Source organism: Candidatus Desulfolinea nitratireducens (genome assembly GCF_982879505.1).
This window is the reverse complement of the sequence record NZ_CEYOSI010000026.1, coordinates 1-24,782: the sequence shown is the minus strand read 5'-3', so window position 1 is coordinate 24,782 and position 24,782 is coordinate 1. Positions and strand designations below refer to the sequence as shown.

Sequence of the window (24,782 nt, the reverse complement as noted above, 5' to 3'; positions counted from 1 at the left end):
AGCAACATTTTGGCGATTTTTGAGCCTGTTGTGGGAGATTTTTATGAACATTTTTCGAACTAGGGGTTTTTCGACAGTCTCGTTGGTGCAGTTCCTTCCAATTGATATGTACTTAGAATTTAACTAAAATAGGGCTTGCATAACATACGGCATAGCCGTATAATGGGATTATGGAATTCATCGAAACCACTGCATTTACAAAGTATGTTTATGATTATCTGTCTGATGATGAATATTTAGGTTTGCAAAGTTTTTTGCTCCAACATCCAGAATCAGGCAAAGTTGTTCGGGGCTCAGGCGGCGTCAGAAAAATTCGCTGGGCAATGGCAGGAAAAGGTAAAAGCGGTGGCGTGCGGGTGATTTACTACTTCAAAAAGCAAGATGATGAAATTTGGCTTCTCACCATTTACCGCAAAAGTGAAGTAGAAAATATTCCCGCTCATATTCTTCGTCAAATCGCAAAGGAAATTGAAAATGTCTAAGCGTAATATTGGTCAGGAAATCCTCGAAGGTATTCGTGAAGTCAGGGCTTACAAGGATGGCACTAAATCTTTGCGTGTCCATTCTTTGAAAGAGCCTGCCCCACCACAGGTTATTCGTTCAAAATTAAAGTTGTCACAATCGGCTTTTGCTGGGTTGATGGGCGTGAGTCTGCGTACTGTTCAAGATTGGGAGCAGGGAAGGCGCAAACCAAGTGGCCCGGCAATAGCATTGTTGCGGATTGCAGAGCAAAAGCCAGAAGTTTTTATGGAGTTGTCATAAACAAACGAGTCTTAAAGTCAAAAACTGCCCAACAATGCGTGCACCCCGTCCCTGCTCCGCAGGTTGGGGCCAAACCTTTGATACTCGTTCTTTACTTTTCGTTTCGGACCTGTACGATCTGCCCCATGATCGCCAGCGCAATCTCTTCCGGTGAGCGGCCACCCAGATCCAAGCCGATCGGTCCGTGGAGCCTGTCGTACTGTGTCTCTGTCAGTCCAGCATCAAGCAAACGTTTACGTCGTTTACTTTGGGTCTGCGTGCTGCCCAGCGCCCCGACATAGAATGCTTTTGATGAGAGTGCCACCATCAGACCGGGGTCGTCCAGTTTTGGATCATGTGTCAGAATGGCGATTGCGGTAGAAGGGTTGATCCCGATTGCATTCAGCGCTTCATCCGGCCAGGTATGGATCAGCTGATCGGTTTCTTCAAAGCGCTTTTGGCTGCCAAAGGCGCGCCTTGGGTCAACCACAATGGTCCGATACCCTAATGCCCTGGCGAACCTGACCAGGGCGATCGAGATATGCACACCGCCCACAATGATCAGTGTCGGTGGCGGCAGATGCACATCCACGAAATAGGCCAACTCAGCCTCGGGTCTGCTTTCATCGAGAATCACCGTCGTCGTACCCATTTTGAATGCCATCCGGGCTTGTTCCAACGTTTGGGTAGAAATTGGTTCACTACCGTTCCATTCCACATCTTCTCTTTCCATACATAAGGCCTGCATGCCAACCAGTTGCTCCGATCCTTTTATCTGGGTTAGCGTGGCAAAGCCCTCTCCCTTTTCAATGGCATGGCGTTGAGCGGAAAATATCTCTTTGTCGAGTAGTTGAACGAATATATCGATCATGCCCCCGCAGGCCAGCCCAACCTCCCAGGCGGTCTCGTCGGCAACACCAAAGTGCAGATACTGCGGCTGTCCGCTTTTGATGGTTTCAAGGGCAGCCTCAACGACAGCCCCTTCCACGCAGCCCCCACTGACTGAGCCGATCATTTCGCCTTTTTCGTTGACCCCCATCTTTGCGCCAACTTCCCGTGGGGAAGAACCCCAGGTTTTGATTACGGTAGCAGTCGCAACAATTTGATCGTCACCTGTCCATTTTTTTAGTTCAGGAAAAATATCTTGCATTTTGATTTTTACCGCAGCAGCCCTCGCCCATTAAGTTCAGCAAGATTGTGGCCCTGTATTTTCCCCCAGCACTTGCAGCGCGAGCGGACCAAATTTCACTCTTCGATTTTTTTCTTTACACAGCTGAAAAAAATACCTGTTAATTTATTGGTGACCCCACCCAGCATCCGGGAAGCAAGGCTCGCAATCGTTCCCACAATCGTAATTTCTGCCGACCAGGTCAGGTTTGTCGCCCCATCCTCTCCATCAGACAATTTCATTTCGCCAAGCGCATCTACCGCGCTGCCGGGAGCCTTTCCATGAACTTTGACCTTTGCAAATTCCAGGTCTATAAGCTCGACAAATTCAATTTCATTATCGAAAGTAGTACTGATCGAACCAAAACCAACGGCTGCAACTGCTCTAAATTTTTTGTCTGGAATAATGACGTCAACTGATTTAATTCCCGGGGCACACTGGCTAACAAAATCGGGGTTCGTAAGAAAGTTCCAAACTTTTTCTCGTGGCGCTTGTATAGCAACAATTCCTTCAAAGTGCATGCCTACTCCTTTATATAAATGCTACAGGTGATTTTGAACTGCCCGGATTACTGCTCATAAGCACAAACTGGTGAATATACACTGGGTATGGGTAATCAAAAAACCTTAAAAACAACACTATAACGTGGGCAGAATGCTGCCCATCCAGCTTGATTCCAAAATCAGAGTTCAAATATTTATTTATGAGTTGTTGGATATAAGTAGTCTTGATAAATAATATACTATATCCTGACAAAATACTAGAGGGGCAATCTAGAATTTAGCTGGATGGCAAAAAAACATAATATGCGGATGATTTCTGTGACCAGAAAAAAGGAGACTGTCACTTTATCAGTGACAGTCTCCTGATTATTTACATAGTTGGGATATTTTTTAGTTTATTTCCACATAAATCGATTTGGCTAGCTCTGTCTCAAGAGCGATTTCAGTATGTTCCACCTGTACGACTGTTACCGGTTTTTTTTGTTGGACGCGTAAAGTATTTCCAGGGATGATGCCATACGCCTGTAAATGCGCCTTGAGCTTGACAGATAAAGAGGGAGCAAAACCCTTGATCTGGGCAAGGGAATTTGTTTCCAGATCGGATAGCAGGTTTATGGAGGGATCGATATTTTCTTTTTGAGATATCGGATCAGTTTTTTTGCGAAGAGACCAGTTCAATGTCATTTTTATTTTCTCCAGATGAAAAGATCGAGATCAATCGAGATACAAAACGCACCAACGAAGATTGTTCAATATCAATTGTTTCGTAACCACAATTTGGGCAACAGCTTAATTGGCAGCCCTTTTTGATCGGACATTCAGTACAACGTAAATATGCTGAGGGGTCGTAATGATGACCGCACATCGAGCAGGAGATTTCTGCCATTTTAGCTCCACCCGAAGAATAGCAGGGCATAGCGGAGCAATCCGCCGACCAGAAATGCCAAGCCAAAAACCAGGACAACAATCCCAAGACTGGTTTGCCAACTTCGTTCTTTTTTAATGATCATCACACTGGCAACACAGGGGATGAATAAAGTAATCGTGACCATGGAAACAATAACCTGGGCTGGACTGAGTAAGCCTTGCTGCTGCATGATGAAGAGACCTGTAGCGCCAAAATCACGGCGCAGGAAGCCCATCAGGAAATGGACACTCACTTCAGGCGGCAAACCGAGCCATCCGCTGACCAGTGGCTTGCCCACGCTTGAGATCATCGCGAGCATTGAGGTTTTATCCAGAACAAATAAGATCGCGGTACCGATCATGAAAAGCGGGACAACTTCTTTCAGATACCACTCAAGACGCGCCAGGGTCTTGAAAATAACATTTGAAATTACAGGGAATCTCATTGGAGGCAATTCCACCAGTAATTGAGTCCGCTCCCCCGGAACAAGCTTCGCAGCCAGCCAGCCTACAGCCAGCAGGACAAGCATCACAACCCCACCCCAGATCATTGTTGCCGCCAATGAAATGCTCCCCAACATGCCCATTACAACACCTAACTGGGCCGAGCAGGGGATTGCCAGTGCCAGCAACAAGGTTACAAGGAGACGTTCCCGTTTGCTTTCCAGCACTCGGGTGGTGATCGTTCCCATCGTGACACAACCCAGGCCAAGCACCATTGGCAAGACTGCTTTGCCATTCAATCCGATCGCGCTGAACATACGGTTACTCAGGGCTGCCAATCGTGGCAGGTATCCAGAATCTTCCATCACACCGAATGCAAGGAAAAATGTTGTCACAATCGGGAAGATCAACGCTACGGCATAGGTCATTCCCATCGTCCAGAGCCCATACTCGCCTACGATAAAATCCGAGATCAATGGTATCGGGATCCCTGTTTGAACCAAATTCGTAAACCAGGGATTCAGCACCTCACCAAATAAATTCTCTTCCAATAGGCCAACCAGGGTGCCTGCCCCAAAAATCCCCACAAACCAATACATGCCGTAAAGTATGCCCAGCATGATAAACACGCCCCATACGGGATGGGTGGTTAGCGTGCCCAGTTTTGTTGAAAACCCGCGCCAATCTGCACCAGATTCAACCAATACTTCATTCGTCAGCTCACGGACGTAATCCAGACGAGTTTGTTGTATGTCCTCACTCAGGGATTCAGATGATAATTTTTGCGCATCTGAGCGAATCTCTTTTAGCGCATCAACCTTACCCGCATCTATGTTTTGAATAAGCCACTTCTCACTCTCGAGATCATCATTCAACCAAAGCAGCGCCATCGCTCGTTTTGAGATGGGCGCCTCCGGAATAAGGGCAGAAATTTTTCTGATTGCATCTTCAATAATCTGCGGATATTTTATTTCCAGAATGGCTGGATTTGCCCTTCGGAGCGCAGAATCGACCTCATTCACCCCCTGATTACGAGTAGCTGTAGTTGGAATAATGGGCAGCCCGAGCCGGTCAGCCAGGAGCTGATCCTGAATAACGACGCCGCGTGTATTGGCCTCGTCCATCATATTCAGGGCCAGGACCATTGGGACACCCATTTCAGCCAGTTGCACGGTGAATAAAAGCGTCCGGCGCAAATTTTTGGCATCGCCGACCTGGACGATCGCATTGAGAGATTCATCCAGCAAGAGTTGTTCTGTTACCCGTTCGTCATCCGATTTTGGTGGAAAGGCGATCACACCGGGCGTATCCACCAGAATAATATCGGGCAGGTCTTTCAATGCAGAACGGGAGATTTCCACCGTTGTGCCCGGGTAATTCGATACTGTCACGCGTTGGCCGGTAAGCCGTTGAAAAAGAACTGATTTCCCGACATTTGGATGTCCAACAAGAGCGATGCTGCCCGCCCCCGCAAGGGCCGCGCTGGAGTTAGTGGTGTGGCATTCCATTAATTTCTTTCCTTATATCAAATGGCTCTGTCTATCTCATTGATGTCGTTAGTATATACTAACTTATTATATTAATCCAGAGTAATATTTGTCATTCGTCCTGGATGACATCTGTCAGGCAAATCAGATTTTCCAGAAATATCCCCTCTTAACCGCCAAGAGCGGCTAAAAAGCCGCTCTTGGACAAGATTCTTCTATATTAAACTTTGCTCTCGTCGCCGTCCCCAGCGGCGAGGACGCCGCCAAGAGCAAGCTAGTTTTTTGTTATTTATGATCGTCCCGCAGGTTTAAAACCTGCGGGACGTTACCCTTAAATTTTACTCTGCCGCCGCAGGAAGAATTTGGTGATCTCTTCCGAAATTGCCGGGATGAGCGCCAGCCCAATTACCACGCCCCATTCCGTGGCGTTCAGGAAATGCGTATTAAATATCGGCTGCAGGAAGGGAATATTGACCACGAGAATGATCAAAACCATCGAAAAGCCAACTGCGTATTGCATGTATTTATTGGAGAAAATGCCGATCTTCCACAGTGAAACTTTCTCTGAGCGGACGGTGTAGGCCCTGAAAAGTTCAGCCAGAGACAGGGTGACAAAAGCCATCGTCTCGGCAGTTTGGACGTCGATCTCGCGCCAATCGTGCTGCAACAAATAGGAGATCGGGTTTGCTCCCGCCGGGACGCTTGCTCCCGCTTCCAGATGCCAGAGCAACCCCAAAGCAAAGGCCGTTAAAACGGCTGTTGTCTGGGTAATCGTCTGGATGATAATTCCCAGCCGCATCGGCCCATGGATGATCGGCTCGTTCTTCGGGCGGGGCTTATTCTCCATGATATCGGGATTCCCCTTTTCCATCGCCAATGCCAGGGCCGGTGCGCCATCGGTGACGAGGTTTAGCCATAATAACTGGATCGCTGTCAACGGAGCGGGCAGCCCTGCCAGCGTGGCGAGAAAGATGATCATGATCTCAGCTGCATTGCTGGAAAGCAGGAAAAAGACAAATTTGCGGATATTGCCGTAAATAACGCGACCTTGCTCCACAGCGTGGACGATGCTGGCGTAATTATCATTGGTCAGCACCATATCGGCAGTTTCTTTGGCCACATCGGTACCGGTGATCCCCATCGCTATACCAATATCAGAACGTTTAATGGCAGGCGCATCATTGACGCCATCACCCGTCATCGCCACGACTTCGTCGTTGGCCTGCAGGGCATCCACGATCCGCATCTTGTGTTCGGGGGAAACGCGGGCGAAGACATCTGTTTCCTCGATCTCGCGAATCAAATCATCGTCACTCAACTCATCGAGGTCTGCACCGGTGAGGACCTTCCTGCCCGGTCGCATCAGGCCAATATCTTCGGCAACCGCCTGGGCGGTATTGGGATAATCACCGGTGATCATGATCGTACGAATACCGGCTTTTTTAGCTTTCTCCAAGGCAGGGCGAACTTCCATGCGTGCCGGATCGATCATCCCCAGTAAGCCAACAAAGACCAGGTCACGCTCCAGCTCTTCGGCTGGGGCACCTTCGTTGGGCACATCCCGCTCTAGGCGATAAGCCACAGCCAAAACACGTAGAGCACCTTTGGTCATTTGATCGTTGGCAGCCCTGATCCGATTCTTCGCGGCGGTGGTAAGCAGCTGCGCATTATCGTCCATGCCCTGATATTTTGTGCAAAGATCAAGCACCATATCAGGTGCGCCTTTTACAGTGATGATATCCCAATCCCGGTATTTCTCATCAGTAAATGGTGAAAGATCTTCCACGCGGGGCACATCCACATCGTTAATTGTGATCATGCGCTTGCGTTCCGAGTCAAAGGGGATTTCACCCTCGCGAGGATAAGCTTTTTCAAGCTCTTCAGAGAAACCTCCCGCTTTGGCGGCAGCAACCAGCAACGCCCCTTCTGTCGGATCACCAACCACCCTATAGGTGGTCTGATCGTCGCTCTCGCCCGTTTTTTCGATAAATGAATCGTTATTGAGTACACCCAGCCAGAGGGTTGTTAAAACGGCTGGATAGTTCTCAAACTTGATCTCTCCCCCATTTACAGAGAAAGTTCCCTCCGGAACATATCCCGTTCCTGAAACATCGACAAAACTCCCGTCCACCCAAAGCCTGGTGACCGTCATCTCGTTTTGGGTCAGGGTCCCTGTTTTATCGGAACAAATTATGGTGGCCGAACCAAGTGTCTCCACCGAGGACAACTTTCGGATAAGAGCGTGATGTCGGATCATTTCCCGCATCCCCAAGGCAAGGCTGATCGTCACCACTGCAGGCAATCCCTCTGGCACAGCGGCAATCGCCAAAGATATAGCGATGATAAAGGCTTCGGTTATATCTTTGCCATATTCGGCGAAGTAATCAGCCGGGGCGCTGAGGAGGAGGCTGAAATCGGTATAGTTGAAGATGGCAACGACGAAGACGATCGCCACCAAAAAGAGCGATAAAATGCTGAGCGTTTTGCCAAGTTCGTCGAGGCGTTTTTGGAGGGGGGTTTCTTCGGTTTCGACAGACGAGAGCATTTCTGCGATCAGGCCAAGCTGGGTGCGCATTCCTGTATTGGTGACCACGCCGCGCCCACGCCCATAGGAGATGGTGGTTCCCATAAAGGCGGTATTTTTTCGATCCCCGATGGGGAGGTTTTTCTCAAGCAGGACAGATGCGTTCTTCTGAACAGGGAGGGATTCTCCAGTTAGCGAGGCCTCTTCAACGCGCAGATTTATCGCTTCGATCAGGCGCACATCTGCCGGGACATAATTCCCCGCTTCGAGATAAACAATATCGCCAGGAACCAGTTCATGCGAAGGAATGGATGTGCGGCTTCCATTACGCAATACCTGCGCATCTGGCGCAGACATCTTTTTGAGCGAAGCCAGCGCCTCTTCTGCCTTGCCTTCCTGAACAAGCCCTAGAACGGCATTCAGGACGACGATCAGCAGGATCGCGCCTGCCTCAACAAATTCTGCGACCTCACCAGTATGCTGATATTCCTGCACACCGATCAACCCGGAGATGACGGCCGCCACCAAAAGCAGGATCACGACAAAGTTATTCAGCTGAGCCCAGAGCTTTACCCAAAAACCGGGGCGAGGGGCTTCGACCAATTGATTGGGACCGTAATGAGCCAGGCGTTCGGCGGCTTCCTTTGCAGTCAACCCATTTTCTTTTACTTCCAAATGTTTTAGTACATCTTCAGGATTGAGTGCATGCCAGGCTTCGTGCTCTGGCTGAACGGACCCTGTTGGAATAATTTCTTCTTTCATTTGAACAACCTTTCTGGCCCTCACCTCCGTCTCGCTTCGCTGGCCTCCTCTTCTCCCGCTTTGCGGGAGAGGGAAGGCCGAGCGTAGCAATGGACGGGTGAGGGCAAAGATTAAAAAAGACCAACACGCAATGCGTGTTGGTCTTGCCTTCGCTCAAAAGCGTTGGATTGCCGAGAGTGGGAACTTACCCTTGCTCTGTGCTGACGACAATCCATCCTGTGGGGACAGGTGGGCTACTCCCCAACAGCCGGAGTGTACATCGTTCATTGATTGTAGTCAAGATAAAGAGAGTTAGATTTTTGTTATTTTTCTTGCCCATCATTTAATAATAAATGGATTTCAGGGGTGTGTTTTTTAATATAGTCCAGCAAGCTATAGATCAAGAGCGCTATTCCGCCCAACTCCAAGATCTCTTCGACAGTGGTAATCATATAAAAAGTGAAGTTTCTGGTGTCATAATAGTTGGCGAAGCGTCCACCAATGATCTCAAAGCCCAGCGCTCCACTAAAAAAGACAACTGCCGAACTCAGGAAGAGAATTTTATATTTCTTTTCAAGATGGAAAAAGAACATCAGGTAGAGCAACCCAAAGAGAAATAAAAAAGCAATCCCCGGAATAACCCATTTGAAATAAAAGAGCCCGTTGAAATCCGGTAAATCTTTAAAGAGTTTTTCCAGCTTTTCGTGCATCGCGGTAAATTCATCAACTGAAAAAAGCAAAAGCAGGAATTCAAGTCCCTTCCAATGATGGCGATATTTATCTTTGGCTGTTTTTTTCCAGGCAGCGATAATAAAAAAGAGGATGGATGCTGCCAGAAGTTGGAAGGTGGCAAAATAGGTCGGGAAGTTCATCTCTGTATTCATGATGAATCGATCAATATAAATATCCAAAAAGAATTCATGGAGAAGGCTATACACCCGATACCGTTCAGGGAAAAAACGCAAATACATGGCGATTACGTTCAAGATTGCAAGTGAAAAAGTAATTCCCAGCAGAATCTTTAAGATACGTTTAGGATTGACCCGTGAGGTGAATACTGAGTTTGTCATAGGATTTTTCAGGATAATGGTTAGATATCTTCAGGCGTGATGCGCGTCTCCGCGGGGATATGGGTATTTTTGGGGATGATGACGATTCCATCCCGGACAACAAAGGTTTCTGTGTCGAGATCAGTTCCCCGCGAAAAGGGTTTGATGACCACACCTTTGCCGAGGCGGACATTCTTGTCGAGGATTACTCCTTCAAGATCGCAATTTTCTCCAATCCCAACCGGTATGCCGCTCGTGCCTTTGGTGACATAGGAATCCGCGCCCATCACGATGCTGTCCTTGATCCGCACGCCCGATGCGATCCGGCTGCGCAACCCGATCACCGAATGGATGATTTCAGCCTTACGGATGCGGCATCCCTCGGCGAGCAACACATCTTTCAGACGGCTATCTTCAACTGTTGAACCAGGCAGGTATCTGGCATGGGTATAGATCGGGCCTTTCAAATCGTAAAAATTAAAGAGCGCGTCTGAAAGCGTCAGCTCAAGATTGGTGTCATAAAAGGCGCGGATCGTTCCAATATCACGCCAGTAGCCATCGAAATCGCAGCCGTAAACCTGATGGGTTTTTATCGCGTGTGGAATCACGTCACTGCCAAAATCATCGTAGGCCGGAAAACCTTTGAGGAGGTCAATCAATACCTGGGTTTTGAACAGGTAGATTCCCATCGAGCCGAGAAATGGGCGCTCAGGATCATCACGGCTAATGAATTTCTTTTGGATTTCCTGATCTTTGGGTTTTTCTGTAAAATCGGAAATGCGCCCATCCTTCTCTCTTTTGAGCAAGCCAAAACGGGGGGCGTCCTCTCGCAGAACAGGCTGCACGGCAACAGTGATATCAGCATCATTCTTGAAGTGAAATTCTGCCATCTCTTTATAGTCCATCCGGTAAAGATGGTCTCCAGCCAGGACGAGAATATGCTTGGCTTCAGTAACCTGGATCTCAGTTAACTGCTTGCGGACAGCATCTGCCGTACCCTGATACCAATCTGCACTCTCAGGAGTTTGCTCTGCGGCGAGAATTTGCACCCAGCCGGTATGAAAGGTATCGAAGTTAAAGGTGCGCGTGATATGACGATGCAGAGAGACAGAGTTGAATTGGGTTAATACCGCAATCCGATAAATACCTGAATTGATGCAGTTGCTCAGTGTTGTATCGATCAGGCGATATTTACCCGCGATAGGCACGGCTGGTTTGGCGCGAAGTTTGGTAAGAGGATATAGGCGTGAGCCGCGTCCCCCACCCATGATAACAGCAAGAATTTCGTTTAACGCAGGCATTATTTTTTCCTTTACTTATTGATCATCAGCCCTTGAATCATAACATAGAGTGAAGCTGGAAGAGTCCCCGTGGGAGAATCGGTCGTGCCTGTTTATTTAGAATGTGATCTTATTAAAATTTTCGTAACGAGAATGCAATTACTCATTGCAAAAAAGAGTTTATGATTTAACACTCTGAAAAGTGATACAATTCTCAACCTGAGAAACCTTAAGAAAATTATGGGCGAAACAAAAGAACTGATCTTGCTTATTGAGAGCGACCCAGATATTAGCGATCTGATCGCACGTCAGGCGCTTCGACCATTGGGGTATCGCGTCAACGTTGTTGATGATGGAAACAAGGCGATTAAAGCCGTGATGGAGCTTTCTCCCAATTTGGTAATTCTTAATTTAAATCCACTTGGGTTAAGCGGGAAAGATCTCCTGGTTGCTTTTAGAGCACAGAATTATAGTTTCCCTGTAATTGTAATTGGCGAAAAAGAACGGGAACGCGATGTGATGCACACCCTGCGGCTTGGCGCGTCTGATTATTTGCTTTGGCCTGCTCGTGCTGAAGAGGTGGTTGCCTCAGTCGAGCATGCGCTCAAAGAAACACGTGGAAAACATGACCGTCGCAATTTGGATCGACGATTGAAAGAAAGCGGTCAGGAACTGGCGCATAAGACGCGCGAATTGAAGACAATGCTCGCGATTGGTAAAGCAGTTGTCTCAATCAGCGATCAACGGATACTATTTGATAAAATCGTAGAAGGGGCAATACGCGTCACTTCAGCAGATATTGGTTGGCTTTTATTGCGGGATGAAACTTCGAAGAATAAACCCTTCTTTTTAACAGCACAGCGTAATTTGCCTCCTTCATGGTCAAAAAAAATGAATACATCTCTTGACGATGGGATCAGCTCACTTGTCGCACTTTCAGGAGAAACCCTTACTGTTCACGGGAGACCAATTGATCGCTTTAAACTATCAGCTTTAGGCAAAGCTGCGATGGTGGTCCCGATCAAGGCAAAAGACGAGGTGATCGGGTTATTGATCGTAATTCGCAAGGAAGATAAAGCCTTCACTCAAACTGAAGAAGCATTGCTGGAAGCTATTGGAGATTATGCTTCAATTTCATTGATCAATGCCAGACTTTTTCGCGCCTTGCAAGATAGCGCAATCGCTTCACTTTCTGGTCAAAAACGACAAGCCAAACTTTTGGATTCATTAAATAGAAGTCTACAAGAAGAGCTGAAGTCAGCCAGTTTTTTTGTAAATCTTTTACAAGAAGGGAAATTGGGCAAGCTCAATATAGAACAAAGACAAGCACTGGCGACAGCACAGGCCGCGCTAGGACGTCTCCAACAAACGGCTGAGGAAACAATCACTAAAAACGCATAATGACAGAATCAATTCTTCTCGCTCTTGACAAATCTCAAACGCTGCAATTAATGTCACGCGCAATTCGCGCTGTAGGATATAAGGTTATCGTAGCGCATGACAGCGCCGGGATTAAAAAGCTGCTGCAGGAAAGTCATCCATCCATTGTTTTGTTGGGAGAAAAATTGCAGGAGGAAAACGGTTTAGAAATAATAGAAGAACTCCTTATCCATTATCCCACTTTGCCAATTATTTTTCTGGCCACCGAAAACTCACCTGGCCTTATTCAAGAAGTTTTGCGAGCAGGCATAAGCGCGTATCTTGAACCTCCCTTGAAGACGGATGAAATCGTCAATGCTGTTGAAAGCAGCCTACTGCGTGCCCAACGGATGGGAGACTGGTTACGGCGTGAAGTCAATCGCTCGACTGCATCGCTGGAGAAACGCGTCAGTGAAATGGAGGTTCTGCTAACTATCGGAAGAGATATTACCGGCACCCTCGATCTTGATGGGGTTTTAAATAATGTTGTAGCCGCAGCTGTCAAACTGACCAAATCAGAAGAGGGAAGTCTTCTACTCCTTGACGAAGAGAGTAACGAGCTTTTTATGCGTGCTGGATATAACTTTGAAGATGAATTTGCTAAATCTTTTCGCCTGCCTGTTTCTGATTCTCTTGCCGGGCAAGTGATAAAAACAGGGGAGCCGATCAATCTCAACAAAGATGCTTTGTTAAAAATTAAAACAGCTTATCTGGTTAAGTCTTTAATTTACGTCCCAATCAAGCTAAATGAGCAAACTATTGGCGTGTTGGGTGTTGACAACCGTCAACACCACTTGCCCTTTAGTGAGCACGATACTTTGCTGCTCTCCCTTTTGGCTGATTACGCTGGGGTAGCAATTGAAAACGCACGCCTTTATCAAGCATCTGAAGATGAGCGGTCCAAATTTGAAGCAGTTTTATCCAATATGGATGACGCCCTGATCATTCTCGATCAGCAGGATCGTATCGAATTAATCAATGAGATGATGTGCAATGCCCTGGGTGTCAAAGGTGAGGAAGTCTCCAACAAAATCATCTCGGATGTGATTTCGCAAAGAGATATTCTAAATATTCTGCGACAGAAGGAAGAAATTTCTATGCAAAATTTTGAGGTCATTCTGGATGATGACCGCGTTTTCAACGCTCAATATACCCCCATTCCTGGTGTAGGCGCGGCAATTACCATGCAAGATGTTTCGTACCATAAAGAACTTAGCCGCCTCAAAGATGATTTTGTCCATACCGTATCACACGATCTGCGTTCGCCACTTACCGCTGTTCTTGGTTATGCGGAACTTATTCAACGAATAGGCTCCCTGAATGAGGAGCAAAAGGAATTTGTTCACCGTATCCAGCTCAGTGTTCAGGATATTACTGCGCTCATCAACGACCTGCTTGATCTCGGACGGATCGAAGCTGGCTTTGATACCCGCCGCGAAAGCATTCACCTGGAAAGCATCTTGCGATACTCCATCAGCAATCTTGAAACAACGATACAAAAGAAAAACCAAACGATGGGGCTGGATATTGTCCCCAACCTGCCTCCCGTGCGTGGTAATCCTGTCCGTATCAGGCAGTTGTTTGATAATCTGATCGGAAATGCGGTCAAATATACGCCGAACAACAAAAAGATCAGTATAAAGCTTCATAACGAAGATAATCAAATAATTTTTAAGGTTTCGGACCAGGGAACAGGCATCCCCCTTGAGGACCAACCTCATATCTTTGAGAAATTTTACCGGGCAGCAAATATATCGAAAAGAGTAGCTGGTTCTGGCCTTGGGCTTGCTATCGTTAAAACAATTGTAGACAGTCACCAAGGGCGGATCTGGTTTGAATCAAAAGAAAATGAAGGGTCAATCTTCTTTGTTCTTCTCCCCACCGAGGTACATTAGCCAAGAAAAAGGACCTTGCACCTGGCAAAGTCCTTTTTTTTATGTTAACGCTTTATATTCCACCCCTCATGCATTTTTATCATAGACAAAAACCTGAATATCCAAACCATCACTATTGAGTAATTCAATTGTTGGCATCAGGGTTGCATCCTGGATCGCATTCATCTCTCCCGCCGGGGCGTAGACGCTGATCCGTGCCTCCTCAGCAGACATTTTGACAGTCTTCATCTCTATGTCCGCGCTAACCGCAGTGATCTTTTCTTGAATTTGAGCAATGCCATCATCCAGAGACATCTTACACTCCTCAATAAATTCCTTTTAGACTTACGTAAAACACCCTATTTCCAGTAGCAATGCTCTGCGTTGATGCTTGTCTACAGTACCCCACCGCAGGGCATTGGGACAAGGTCAATAAAAAACCGTAAGCCCTACCTTTATTAATCTTCAGCAAACTTTACCACAGTAACACCCGCACCACCCTCTTTGGCCTTGCCCTCTTCAAAAGATTTTACATAAGGGTTATTTTGTAGTGCTTCCCGCACTACTTCGCGCAATCTTCCGGTTCCCTTACCGTGAATGACGCGTACAAAAGGCATTCCACCAACATAGGCCTGATCGATATAGCGGTCAAGCATATCGAGAGCATCGTCCGCACGCTGGCCGCGCATATCCAATTCCATTTTTGGCAGAGTTACTGATGGCGTTCTGACAGCCGATGATGTTTTTTTTGCGATTTTCTTCTCTTCGCCTACATCAACCTGGATGCCTTTGCGTTGCAGATCAACCAACTTCGCCCGCATCCGCAAATTCCCCACCTGCACCTCAGCGTCATTTTCGCCCAGCGCGGTCACAATCCCTTCAGTATCCAAGGTTAGCAGACGCACTTTCTCTCCAACAACAGGCGTTCCTGAAAGGGTTGGTTCTTCCTCGAATACGACCTTTGGTTTGCGTTTTGCCTTCTTTTGGACTTTCTTCCCGGCAGCAGCGACCTGTTCTAATACTTGCTCAATCGACTCAAGCGGTTGCTGTGCCTGATCCAAAACCCGTTTCATTGCCTTGATTTCGGCTTGCACGGCTTCGATTTGGTTTTCTGCCTCGCCCCGGGCTTTCTCTAAAATCTCGAGCCGTTCATCTTCGATGTTTTCCAGTTTCTCGGTCAACTCCCGTCGTAAACGGTGTGCCTGCATACGTGCCTTTTCCGCTTTATGGCGCTCTTTTTGGGCTACCTTGCGTTGACGATGGATGTCGTTAAGCAGGTCATCGGCGCGGATGTCGTCGGGGTCGATCTCGCCCCTCGCTGCAACGAGCACGCTCTCCGGGAGTCCGAGTCGTTTGGCAATCGCCAGGGCGTTCGAGCGTCCCGGCAGACCAATCGTCAACTTGTAGGTTGGGCGCAGGGTATGCAGGTCAAATTCCAAAGAAGCGTTGACCACTTTATCGGTCGTGTGAGCAAAGGTTTTCAATTCAGGATAATGCGTAGCAACGAAAGCCAACGCTCCCTGCTCAAGTAATTCAGAAAGGATGGCACGCGCCAGGGCTGCGCCCTCTTGCGGATCGGTGCCCGCGCCCAGTTCATCAAAGATGACCAGCGATTTTTCGTCGGCATTCTTCAGAATTTGGCTGATATTTTTGATATGCCCTGAAAAGGTGCTTAACGATTGCTCGATGGATTGTTCGTCGCCAATATCGGCATGGACAGAGGCAAAACAGGGTAGTTCTGAGCCAGACAGGGCAGGGATATGCAATCCCGATTGTGCCATCAACGCCAGCAACCCGATGGTTTTCAGCGCGACGGTTTTTCCGCCTGTATTCGGTCCGGTAATGACAAGGGCACGTGTTTCCGCATCGAGGGTCATATCAAGCGGCACAACGGTGGAGGGGTCAAGCAGGGGGTGGCGGGCTTCGATCAGTTTTAAGGTTTGAATTTTTGAAGCTTTCAACCTTCCAACTTGCCAACCTTCAAACAGAATCGGTTCACTCGCATCCAATACATCCGCGTACTTCGCTTTTGCAAATGCCAGATCCAGTTCGGCAAGGGCTTCCACACCAATAGTGATTTCCTCTGCGTGTTCACCGATCTGCGCACAAAGCTCGGCAAGTACCCGGCGTTCCTCATCTCGTTCGGCAAGTTGAAGTTCACGCTCCTGATTATTCAACTCGACCGTGGTCAGGGGCTCAATAAAGAGGGTTGCCCCCGAAGAGGATTGATCGTGAATGATCCCTTTGATCCGTCCCTTGAACTGGGCTTGCAATGGGATCACGTAACGTCCATCCCGCTGGGTGATGATCGCTTCCTGAAGCATGGTTGCGTTTTTGGAATTGCTGATGATCTTTTGGAGCTTCGACATCAAGCGGCCATGCGTTACCCGGCGCTCGGAACGGATGGAAGCCAGTTTCGGCGAAGCTGAATCCAGAACTTCACCCTTATCGGAGATGGTGCGTGTAATCGCATCCACAAGGCCGAGGGGAGCAGGCAAGGCTTCGGAAATCTTCTTCAGGAGGGGATAAAGATGTTCGTCTGTATCGCTTTTGGCAATGCTATTTTTCAATCTTCGTGCAGAAACAAGCGTGTCTTTAATATCAAGCAGATCCTGAGTCTCCAGGACACCGCCACGAGAGGCTAATTTAACCTGCTCGCGCACATCCCGCGCGCCGCCGACTCCAATCGTTTGATTGGTTGAGAAAAGATGCCTGGCCTCGGTCGTCTCCTGCAGGCGGATCTGCGCCTCCTTGAAAGAGGGGGTTGGTTTTAAGTTCTGAGCGAGTTCAACCGATGCGCTAAAAGCGCAGTAGCTGGCAAGACGCTCGAGGATCTTGTCGTATTCGAGGATGGAGAGAGTTTTAGAATTCATTGCAGGGTGTATTTAACCACAGAATTAAGGACTATCCAACTGAGATCGTCGTTTTATTTCACCGAATCCCCTCCAAACGATCATCCCAACTGTAAAAACAAAGTATCCAGACATCAGTGCGGCCTGGGCCAGATAGCCATACTGTGGCACAAGAAGGAAACTCAGCCCGATCTTGACGAGGCCAGCGAGAGCCATCACCTTGAGCGGATAGGTCGGCATTCCCAAGGATAGGAGGAGGGGTCGATTCCAGTAGAGGATATTTGCCATCCCAAAGCCGATCAGCAAGATCAAGGTGGCTGGGGTGGCAGGAGCGTATTCTGGCCCGTAAAAGGTGGGAATAAGCCATCCCCCTGCGAAGAGAAGGAATATACCAACAGAAAATGTCCAGGCAGCAGAGAGGGTGGTGATGCGTTTGAGCAAGGTGCGTAAGCGCTCCCAGGCCTTTTCGCCAACGGCGCGGGCAATCTCCGGGAAGGTGGTCGCGATGAGGGGATTGACCGGCATCAGGATCAGGTTGATGATGGCGAGGGCGGTCTTGTAATAGCCCGCAGCGATCTTCCCAACCTCGCCGGGGAGCAGGAAACCCAGCCAGAGGACTTCGCTATCTCGGGTAACGAGATTGACCGTCCCGCTGAAGTTGCTGGAAAACGCAAATGACCAGAACTCGCGTTTTGGCGGAAGCAAGCTGAAAGGCGCACGCATCCAGTCGCGTCCAAGCATTTGCGCGGCGCGGCGCATCCCCCAGATCAGGAAGGAGAATCCGTAGAAAACCTTGCCAATAAGATAGGCTGCCAGGATAAGCCAGATATCGCCCTTGAAAAAGTAGGCATAGGCAATGATACTGGCAGTGAGGATATTTTGCCCCAATCCGATCAGGGCCTGCGAGCGGAAGTGATCGCCAAGTTGAAGGAGGGCAGCGGATGTGCCGGTAACGAAATTGCTGAGGAGGCCCAGCGCATAAAAACGGATGAAAATTATTGCAGCCGGGTCTTTGATAATGTACTGCGCGGCAAGGGGGGCAAAGAGATAGATAAGGAGATAGGCTGTCAGAGATGTACCGATCTCGGTCAGCGCCGCGGCTTTGAGAATTGCGGCGGCGCGCTCTTTTTCATCCTGTGCAAGATATTCTCCGCCATATTTGACGACCAATTCTCCAATGCGGAAGGAAAGCAGACGGTTGATCGATGTAGAGAAAGACATGACCATCCCGAGTAAACCGAAGGTGGCAACACCAAGCAGACGAGCAGCGAATACACTCTGGACAATGGCCAGCCCCATCCCGATTGTGCTGCTACTGAAGAGATAGCTGCTGTTTTTTACAACGCGGCGGAGGAGGGAATCTTCGCGCCAGATGGAGAGGAGGTTGGGCATTAGGGTTTAAGGTTAGAAGGTTGAAAAGTTTGAAGGTTGAACGTGAATTGTTTATACGAGCCAACTGCACGAATTTTTAAAGCTTTTATTCGTGTCATTCGCCAATTCGCGATATTCGTGTTAAAGACTACCCGTCTCAATATCTTTTGCCCAATCCCGTTCCTGGTTATACCAATCGACAAGGATCTGCATCCCTTCGCGGAGACCGACCCGTGGTTCCCAGCCGAGCATTTCGCGGGCTTTTGTCACATCGGCCCAGTTCTGACGCATATCAGCAGGATGCGCAGGGTGGTTTTCAATCATCGCTTTTTTGCCAACCAATTCTTCAGTCAGGGCGATCAGGTCGTTGATGGTGATGACCTCGTGTCCACCCAGGTTAATGATCTCGTAGCCGAGCGGCTTGAGGGCAAGAACGATCCCGCTCGCGATATCGTCAAGGTAGGTAAATCCGCGTGATTGTTCACCATCCCCGTTGAGATGCAAGGTCCGCCCTTCGGTGATCCATTGAATAAAACGGAACATCGCCAAATCGGGGCGCCCAGCGGGGCCATAAACAGTGAAAAAGCGGACTATGCTCACATCCACACCAAATAAATGGTGATAGCTGTGGCAAAGTGCTTCTGCGCCCTTTTTACTGGCAGCGTAGGCTTGAAGGGGGCGGTCACTATTGGCAGTTTCAGGGGTAGGGTAGGGTGGATTCGCACCGTAAATGCTGGATGTCGAAGCCTGAATGATCTTGGGAATATCGTAATGCCGACAAAGCTCGAGCATGCTCAAGGCTCCGGTCGTATTCGAGGCAAGCATCCCAAAGGGCACTTCAGTACTTGCGCGTACTCCAGCGCGCGCAGCGAGATTGATGATCCCATCTATCTGCGGGCTGGATTCAGCGATAGATTTGACCTCTTCCCAATTGGAGATATCTTTACGGGCAAAGGTGAATTTCTCCAAAGGCATGAGCTGTTTCAACCGAAATTCCTTGATACGCACATCATAGGCATCGTTCATATTGTCGATGCCAATAACGCTATGTCCTTTTACGATTAAAAGCTGACTGACACGCGAACCAATAAATCCTGCCGCGCCAGTGACAATGTAATTTGACATGAGGGCTCCAAAGTTCACTTTTCACTCGTTACTTGTTCAGTGATGCGTGAGAAGTGACGAGTGATATTACAAACCGAATACTTTCGAGTTATTACGCCCTGCCTTGCCGAGCGCATTGCGCGTATCTACAATTAACAGTGCATCGGCAAGAATTGCATCGTAATCATAATCACTGTGATTGGTAATAATGACGACACAATCTGCTGTTCTGACGGATGCCATCATATCGGGAACGCTTTCCATTGCCTCGCCTTCGTTGGTCTGTAGAGAGGGGCAATAGGGATCATGATAAGAAACATCGGCACCCTTTTCAGCCAGCAAAGCGATCACATCCAGCGCAGGGGATTCTCGCAGGTCATCAATATCGGGTTTATAGGCTGCACCTAAAATCAAAATCTTGCTACCCTTGATTGCCTTGCGATGCTCGTTGAGCGCATCCTGCACCTTGATGCTAACGTAGCGCGGCATTCCGGTATTGATCTCTGAGGCCAGCTCGATGAAACGCGCATTGTAATTAACTGCCTTCATCTTCCATGAGAGATATAGCGGATCGATCGGGATGCAATGCCCACCCAGTCCAGGGCCAGGGGTGAATTTCATGAAACCAAAGGGCTTTGTCGCAGCCGCGTCGATCACTTCCCAGACATCCACATTGAGACGGTCACACATGATTGCCAACTCGTTAACCAAACCTATATTGATCATCCTGAAAGTATTCTCGAGCAGTTTTGACATCTCCGCAGCTTCCGCAGAGGAGACAGGGACAACGGTTTCAATCGCAGCGCTGTACCAGGCATCAGCTACTTCTCCGCAGGCCTCCGTAACACCACCCAAAACCTTGGGGGTATTGATCGTCGTCCAATCCTCGCGACCCGGATCGACACGCTCTGGAGAGAAACAGAGGAAGAAATCTTCCCCTACAACCAGATCGTTCTTTTCTGTGAGGATTGGCAACACAAATTCACGGGTCGTGCCGGGATAAGTTGTCGATTCAAGGACGATGACCATCCCTGCGTGGACGTATTTGGCCAACTCAGAAGTCGCCGCATCGATATAAGACATATCCGGATCGCCGGTTTTCCGCAGGGGCGTCGGCACGCAAATGCTAACAGCCTCGACATCCTTCAAGATAGAAAAATCCGTCGTCGCTTTTAGGAGACCGCTTTTTATCAATTTGTCCACATCTTCGGATGAGACATCGGGAATATAGCTGACACCCTCGTTCAAAGTATCGACCTTGCTCATATCCGGGTCAATACCGATTACCTCAAATCCTGCCTCAGCGAAAACCACTGCCAGCGGCAAGCCCACATATCCAAGACCAAGAACGGCCATACGCGCTTTTTTCTCATTTAGTTTTCTCAGCAAAACTTCTTTTGAATTCATTATTAATTGTTCCACCTTTGATAAAACATTAAGCAGGGATAGATGCCCCTACTTGTAAATAAATTGGAGCCAAGGACGCCGCCTCGTCCGTGTCACCGGCTTGCCACCGTTTCCAGGCCAACTCCGCCAGAAAGGCGGGACGCCGCGTGGATTGCACCGGAGAGCCTAATTCGATCAGGTCACGTTTCTTCGCCAATATGCTGCGTTCTTCCTCTGATAACTCTCCGCAGATCATCGTTGGGGATTCGATGGTTTTGATCAATTCGTCCAAATTCAAGACACTGATCTCCCCATCCGATTGCCAGACGCCGTTATCAGAGGCATGGTACCAGCCAAGGGCCAAACGTCCGCGTCCTGCCTGTAAAATGGCAGCAAGTGGAATATCGCGGAGGGGCTGCGCAGCAGCTAAACTATCCAGCGTGGGGATCCCGATCAGCGGCAAATGTCGCGACAGAGCAAGCCCCTTGACCAGCGCCAATCCCACCCGTAAACTGGTGAAGGATCCAGGTCCAAGCGCGACACCCAGCGCAGCGAGATCATCCATGGTCGCATTGGTACGCTTAAATAATTCAGCTATGGCGGGCGCAAGGGAGGTTGTATGACGCAGTTTTCCGTGCCAAAGAGTTTCTCCAATGATCTGAACGCCATCGTAAAGAGCGATGCCAACCTGCGTGGTGGAGGTATCAACAGCAAGAAGCATCAGTCGCCTCCAAATGCGGATTGGCGCAATTCTTCGAGAAAAACCTTATATCGCGCGCCATGCGGTTTGATTTGAATCCGTCGCTGTTCCTCGCCGATATACTCAAGATACAGCCAGAACCGCTCGGGGGGAAGAATGCTTTCGATGCGTTCAGGCCACTCAATCACAAGCGGACCAGATAGTAGCATTTCGTCGATGTCCAGTTCGGCGGCCTCAGGCGCAGATTCGAGCCTGTAGGTATCAAGGTGAAAAAGCTGGCTTTCATCGGGGCGTCTATACATATTGATAATGATAAAGGTCGGGCTTGAAACAGCGTCCAATGAACCCCAGCCTTGTGCCAAACCCTGCACCAGGGTGGTTTTTCCTGCGCCCAAATCACCCTGCAAACAGACGATATCGCCGGGATTTAACATCCCGCCCAGGCGCATCCCCATACGGCGGGTTTGCTCCGGGCTACGGCTGATGAAATCGAGGGTGTTCTCGTCCAGGATAGGCATGGTGGCGATTATACGTCAGGGCAGAGGGGAGGGCAAGGTGGGTTTAGGTGAGGTATATATAGACCAGCATCTTCTTTTAGGATATGATTGCCACACGGTGCTGATCAAGTTCGAAAGGAAGAAAATGCCAACTAATTATTTTGATTTCATTGACTCTCTCCCTCCAATCGTGCCCAATATATTTACGGCCTTATTGATTTTCTTCGGTAGTTTATTTTTAGCCCGATTTTTGCGCAAGCTACTCAGCAAGATGCTTAAAAAACGTGCTGTTGATTTTGAACTCAGCATCCTTCTGGGGCAGCTGCTCTACTGGGGCATTATCGCTTTTGGTATTATCACTTCGCTCGGTCGCTTTTTCGATGTGACGGCTTTTATTGCAGGTTTGGGTATTCTTGGCTTTACGATTGGTTTTGCGATGCAGGATATCATGCAAAACTTTGTCGCGGGCATCATCCTGCTGATCCAGCAGCCTTTCAATGTTGGGGAAGATGTTGAGGCTGCAGGCTACTCAGGGACGGTTCTGACCATCAATATCCGCACAACCGAAATGCGCGATTTTGATGGCCGCATCATTATTATCCCCAACGCACAAATACTGTCGAACTCGATCACCAATTTCAGCCAGGCAAAATCACTACGAGTGGTATTGCCCATCGGCATTTCATACGATGCAGACCATGATAAGGCCCGGCAAACCATCCTGGATGCCATCGCCGATATTCCAGGATTGCTCAAAGACCCCGCTCCAAATATCGCCTTCCACACCTTTGGTGGTTCGTCGATTGATCTGACGATCTATTTCTGGATCGATACAAATCTGACAGACCCGAAATCGGCAAAAAATATCGCCGTGACAAAAATCAAGACAGCGCTCGACAAGAAAGGGATCCAGATACCCTTCCCCATTCAAACCCTATACGTCCAAAAATAATTTACTCTTTGAGATGTAAAACAGGACTCGCTAAAGGCCAGTCCCGTTTTTGATTCTGAATCAATAGTTATTCTTCTGGATCAGCGGTAGTCAACCCCAGTTTTTCCCCAAGGATACGGGCGATCGTCCGCGACGCTTCCGGACGAGCGGCTTGCTTGCAGTTTTCAATCACTGCCTGCCTCGTGGGCGGATGCGTGATCCAGCGCGCCAGGTTGCGGACCACGTCCTCCGGGTCGGGCGCCCAGACGCCTGTCCCCGTCTCCTCGACAAAGGTGACATTCCCATCTTCCTGGCCCGGCAGGCGCGCGAAAAGAATGATCGGCAAATGCGCAGCGAGGGATTCGGCAATCGTTCCCGGACCGGCTTTGGTGACGAGAACATCGGCGGCACGCATAAAATCGGGCAGATCTTTGGTAAAGCCATAAATAAAGGTCGGGATCGGCCAATCAAGTTCTAACAATTCTTCTTTGAGTTTTTCGTTGCGTCCGGCGACGATTACCAGCCCAACATAGAGTCCGGAATCGGCGATGGCATGCGCCGTTTCGCCGAGAGGCCCCATCCCGTCGCCACCGCCAACAGCGAGGACAATAAATTGATCCTGTGGCCAGCCCAGCCTTTCGCGTATTTCGGCTTTTGTCCCTGAGGGAACCGCACACCTTTCGGGGATGGGTTGCCCGACCACGCGCAATTTTTCGGGTGGCATATCATAATCAAGGGCACGCTGGCGCGCCATCTCAGTCGGAACCAGGCTCAAATCCGCGCGCGTATCGAACCATAAAGCATGCGAGGTGACCATGTCAGTTACGACAGTGATAAAGAGAGGCTGCTCATCCTCTTCGCCCAACGCTTTTAAAAAAGATGTGGTTGCCAGAGCATGAACGGCAACGATCATATCGGCGGGATGACGTTTGACAAGCTCTTTGGTGGCCTTGCCAATATAAGGCCACATGCTGGCGGTGATGGCTCGGGCGCGCATACGACCGTCGCTGATCTTAAAGCTCAGCCCCCAGAGATACGGTGCTTTGACCATATCCGGGTACCAATCAGGCATTTTATTAAAGGGCAGCGGAGCGTAACCTTTGATGAAATCAACCATTTCTGTGGTAACCGCATCCCCAAATTCGAGAGAGAGGGCTTCGATGATCGATTCGGTTGAACTGCGGTGACCACCACCGGTATCGGAAAAGAGAAAGAGAATGTGTGGTTTTTTATTCGCCAAGTTCATCCTCCTTGGGTAGGATTATTTTCAGCCGACGAGAAAGTTCACGGCGAGTAAGCATCACCCGTCGTCCACAGCCAAGACATTCGAGGCCGATATCGGCGCCGAGACGGGTGACCCTCCACTCGTAGGAACCGCAGGGATGCGGCTTGCGCAATCGAACGATATCTTTGATTTCGATTTCAGGGAGCATGATGGGATTATACCGCGAGAGAATCGGTACTTTACTGTGAGAAGATCGGTACTTTACCCATCCATGCGGAGTATTGCTGCGCATGGACTCAACGCCTCTAAGCCCGCTACCCTAAAGGCTACTTCGCGAAAGCGGACTCTCTCATGCGTGAGCCGGTTTGCACGGGGATTTACGCGTGCCCGGTAGGGTGTTCCGTGCGAAAAAGCGCTATGATTCTATTTTTACACAATAAAATAGCCACTTCCCACTTTTTCTCTGCTTTACATCAATCAGCTTCTTGATATAATCCCGTGGAAATTATATTTTTTAATACTATCAATGACTCGTCTGAAAAAAGCTGAACTTTAACAACCGACAACTGAGCCGAATCCA

21 protein-coding genes are annotated in these 24,782 nt (G+C 48.8%); 5 read left to right on the top strand and 16 right to left on the bottom strand.

Going from position 1 to position 24,782, the window contains the following annotated elements; translation table 11 throughout:
• Positions 1-170 precede the first annotated feature (170 nt).
• Together AC3DOM_RS03975 and AC3DOM_RS03970 are read left to right on the top strand one after the other, a co-directional pair.
• Positions 171-482 (top strand): type II toxin-antitoxin system RelE/ParE family toxin, encoded by a 312-nt coding sequence (locus AC3DOM_RS03975; protein ID WP_487917732.1) that lies wholly within the window; start codon positions 171-173, stop codon positions 480-482.
• Complete coding sequence (locus AC3DOM_RS03970; RefSeq protein WP_487917731.1) at positions 475-762, top strand: helix-turn-helix domain-containing protein; 288 nt, start codon at positions 475-477, stop codon at positions 760-762. The genes AC3DOM_RS03975 and AC3DOM_RS03970 overlap by 8 nt, the downstream gene beginning before the upstream one ends.
• A 91-nt stretch (positions 763-853) precedes the next feature.
• Here the strand turns inward: AC3DOM_RS03970 and AC3DOM_RS03965 are convergent, their stop codons facing one another.
• The 7 genes from AC3DOM_RS03965 to AC3DOM_RS03935 all read right to left on the bottom strand — a co-directional run bounded on the left by AC3DOM_RS03965 (position 854) and on the right by AC3DOM_RS03935 (position 10,864).
• Entirely contained in the window at positions 854-1,891 is a 1,038-nt protein-coding gene (locus tag AC3DOM_RS03965; RefSeq protein ID WP_487917730.1) for an XdhC family protein, read from the bottom strand.
• Between the two features lie 95 nt (positions 1,892-1,986).
• Complete coding sequence (locus AC3DOM_RS03960; protein ID WP_487917729.1) at positions 1,987-2,430, bottom strand: SRPBCC family protein; 444 nt, start codon at positions 2,428-2,430, stop codon at positions 1,987-1,989.
• A 372-nt stretch (positions 2,431-2,802) separates the two neighbouring features.
• Positions 2,803-3,096, bottom strand: coding sequence for a FeoA family protein (locus AC3DOM_RS03955; RefSeq protein WP_487917728.1), 294 nt, complete (start codon positions 3,094-3,096; stop codon positions 2,803-2,805).
• Positions 3,097-3,299: 203 nt separating this feature from the next.
• Positions 3,300-5,270 (bottom strand): ferrous iron transport protein B, encoded by a 1,971-nt coding sequence (feoB, locus tag AC3DOM_RS03950; RefSeq protein WP_487917727.1) that lies wholly within the window; start codon positions 5,268-5,270, stop codon positions 3,300-3,302.
• Positions 5,271-5,580: 310 nt separating this feature from the next.
• Complete coding sequence (locus tag AC3DOM_RS03945; RefSeq protein ID WP_487917726.1) at positions 5,581-8,535, bottom strand: cation-translocating P-type ATPase; 2,955 nt, start codon at positions 8,533-8,535, stop codon at positions 5,581-5,583.
• A 302-nt stretch (positions 8,536-8,837) separates the two neighbouring features.
• Positions 8,838-9,584, bottom strand: a complete 747-nt coding sequence (locus AC3DOM_RS03940) for a hypothetical protein (protein WP_487917725.1) — start codon at positions 9,582-9,584, stop codon at positions 8,838-8,840.
• A 20-nt stretch (positions 9,585-9,604) separates the two neighbouring features.
• Positions 9,605-10,864 (bottom strand): glucose-1-phosphate adenylyltransferase, encoded by a 1,260-nt coding sequence (locus AC3DOM_RS03935; RefSeq protein WP_487917724.1) that lies wholly within the window; start codon positions 10,862-10,864, stop codon positions 9,605-9,607.
• 219 nt (positions 10,865-11,083) lie between these two features.
• On the opposite strand from AC3DOM_RS03935, the gene AC3DOM_RS03930 reads away from it, so the two are divergent.
• Both AC3DOM_RS03930 and AC3DOM_RS03925 read left to right on the top strand, forming a co-directional pair.
• The gene (locus AC3DOM_RS03930; protein ID WP_487917723.1) at positions 11,084-12,244 is read left to right on the top strand and encodes a response regulator; all 1,161 of its coding nucleotides are present in this window, start codon (positions 11,084-11,086) and stop codon (positions 12,242-12,244) included.
• Positions 12,244-14,157, top strand: coding sequence for an ATP-binding protein (locus AC3DOM_RS03925; protein WP_487917722.1), 1,914 nt, complete (start codon positions 12,244-12,246; stop codon positions 14,155-14,157). Before AC3DOM_RS03930 ends, AC3DOM_RS03925 begins: the two co-directional genes overlap by 1 nt.
• 66 nt (positions 14,158-14,223) lie before the next feature.
• Here AC3DOM_RS03925 and AC3DOM_RS03920 read toward each other — a convergent pair whose 3' ends face one another.
• The 7 genes from AC3DOM_RS03920 to tsaE form a co-directional block, all read right to left on the bottom strand.
• Positions 14,224-14,451 (bottom strand): hypothetical protein, encoded by a 228-nt coding sequence (locus AC3DOM_RS03920; RefSeq protein ID WP_487917721.1) that lies wholly within the window; start codon positions 14,449-14,451, stop codon positions 14,224-14,226.
• A 143-nt stretch (positions 14,452-14,594) separates the two neighbouring features.
• Entirely contained in the window at positions 14,595-17,009 is a 2,415-nt protein-coding gene (locus AC3DOM_RS03915; protein ID WP_487917720.1) for an endonuclease MutS2, read from the bottom strand.
• A gap of 24 nt (positions 17,010-17,033) precedes the next feature.
• Complete coding sequence (locus tag AC3DOM_RS03910; protein ID WP_487917719.1) at positions 17,034-18,380, bottom strand: lipopolysaccharide biosynthesis protein; 1,347 nt, start codon at positions 18,378-18,380, stop codon at positions 17,034-17,036.
• 120 nt (positions 18,381-18,500) lie between these two features.
• Positions 18,501-19,484, bottom strand: a complete 984-nt coding sequence (locus AC3DOM_RS03905; protein WP_487917718.1) for a GDP-mannose 4,6-dehydratase — start codon at positions 19,482-19,484, stop codon at positions 18,501-18,503.
• Positions 19,485-19,550: 66 nt separating this feature from the next.
• Positions 19,551-20,870 carry a nucleotide sugar dehydrogenase gene (locus tag AC3DOM_RS03900; protein WP_487917717.1) on the bottom strand — a complete coding sequence of 440 codons (1,320 nt, stop codon included), beginning with the start codon at positions 20,868-20,870 and terminating at the stop codon, positions 19,551-19,553.
• A gap of 28 nt (positions 20,871-20,898) precedes the next feature.
• Positions 20,899-21,570, bottom strand: a complete 672-nt coding sequence (gene tsaB, locus AC3DOM_RS03895) for a tRNA (adenosine(37)-N6)-threonylcarbamoyltransferase complex dimerization subunit type 1 TsaB (protein ID WP_487917716.1) — start codon at positions 21,568-21,570, stop codon at positions 20,899-20,901.
• Positions 21,570-22,067 (bottom strand): tRNA (adenosine(37)-N6)-threonylcarbamoyltransferase complex ATPase subunit type 1 TsaE, encoded by a 498-nt coding sequence (gene tsaE / locus AC3DOM_RS03890; protein WP_487917715.1) that lies wholly within the window; start codon positions 22,065-22,067, stop codon positions 21,570-21,572. The genes tsaB and tsaE overlap by 1 nt, the downstream gene beginning before the upstream one ends.
• 124 nt (positions 22,068-22,191) lie before the next feature.
• Between tsaE and AC3DOM_RS03885 the strand changes: the two genes are divergently transcribed.
• The gene (locus tag AC3DOM_RS03885; RefSeq protein ID WP_487917714.1) at positions 22,192-22,998 is read left to right on the top strand and encodes a mechanosensitive ion channel family protein; all 807 of its coding nucleotides are present in this window, start codon (positions 22,192-22,194) and stop codon (positions 22,996-22,998) included.
• A gap of 67 nt (positions 22,999-23,065) precedes the next feature.
• Here AC3DOM_RS03885 and AC3DOM_RS03880 read toward each other — a convergent pair whose 3' ends face one another.
• Positions 23,066-24,217: an MGDG synthase family glycosyltransferase gene (locus AC3DOM_RS03880; protein WP_487917713.1), complete on the bottom strand. Its 1,152-nt coding sequence runs from the start codon at positions 24,215-24,217 to the stop codon at positions 23,066-23,068.
• Complete coding sequence (locus AC3DOM_RS03875) at positions 24,207-24,410, bottom strand: DUF951 domain-containing protein (protein WP_487917712.1); 204 nt, start codon at positions 24,408-24,410, stop codon at positions 24,207-24,209. The genes AC3DOM_RS03880 and AC3DOM_RS03875 overlap by 11 nt, the downstream gene beginning before the upstream one ends.
• Positions 24,411-24,782: the final 372 nt, after the last annotated feature.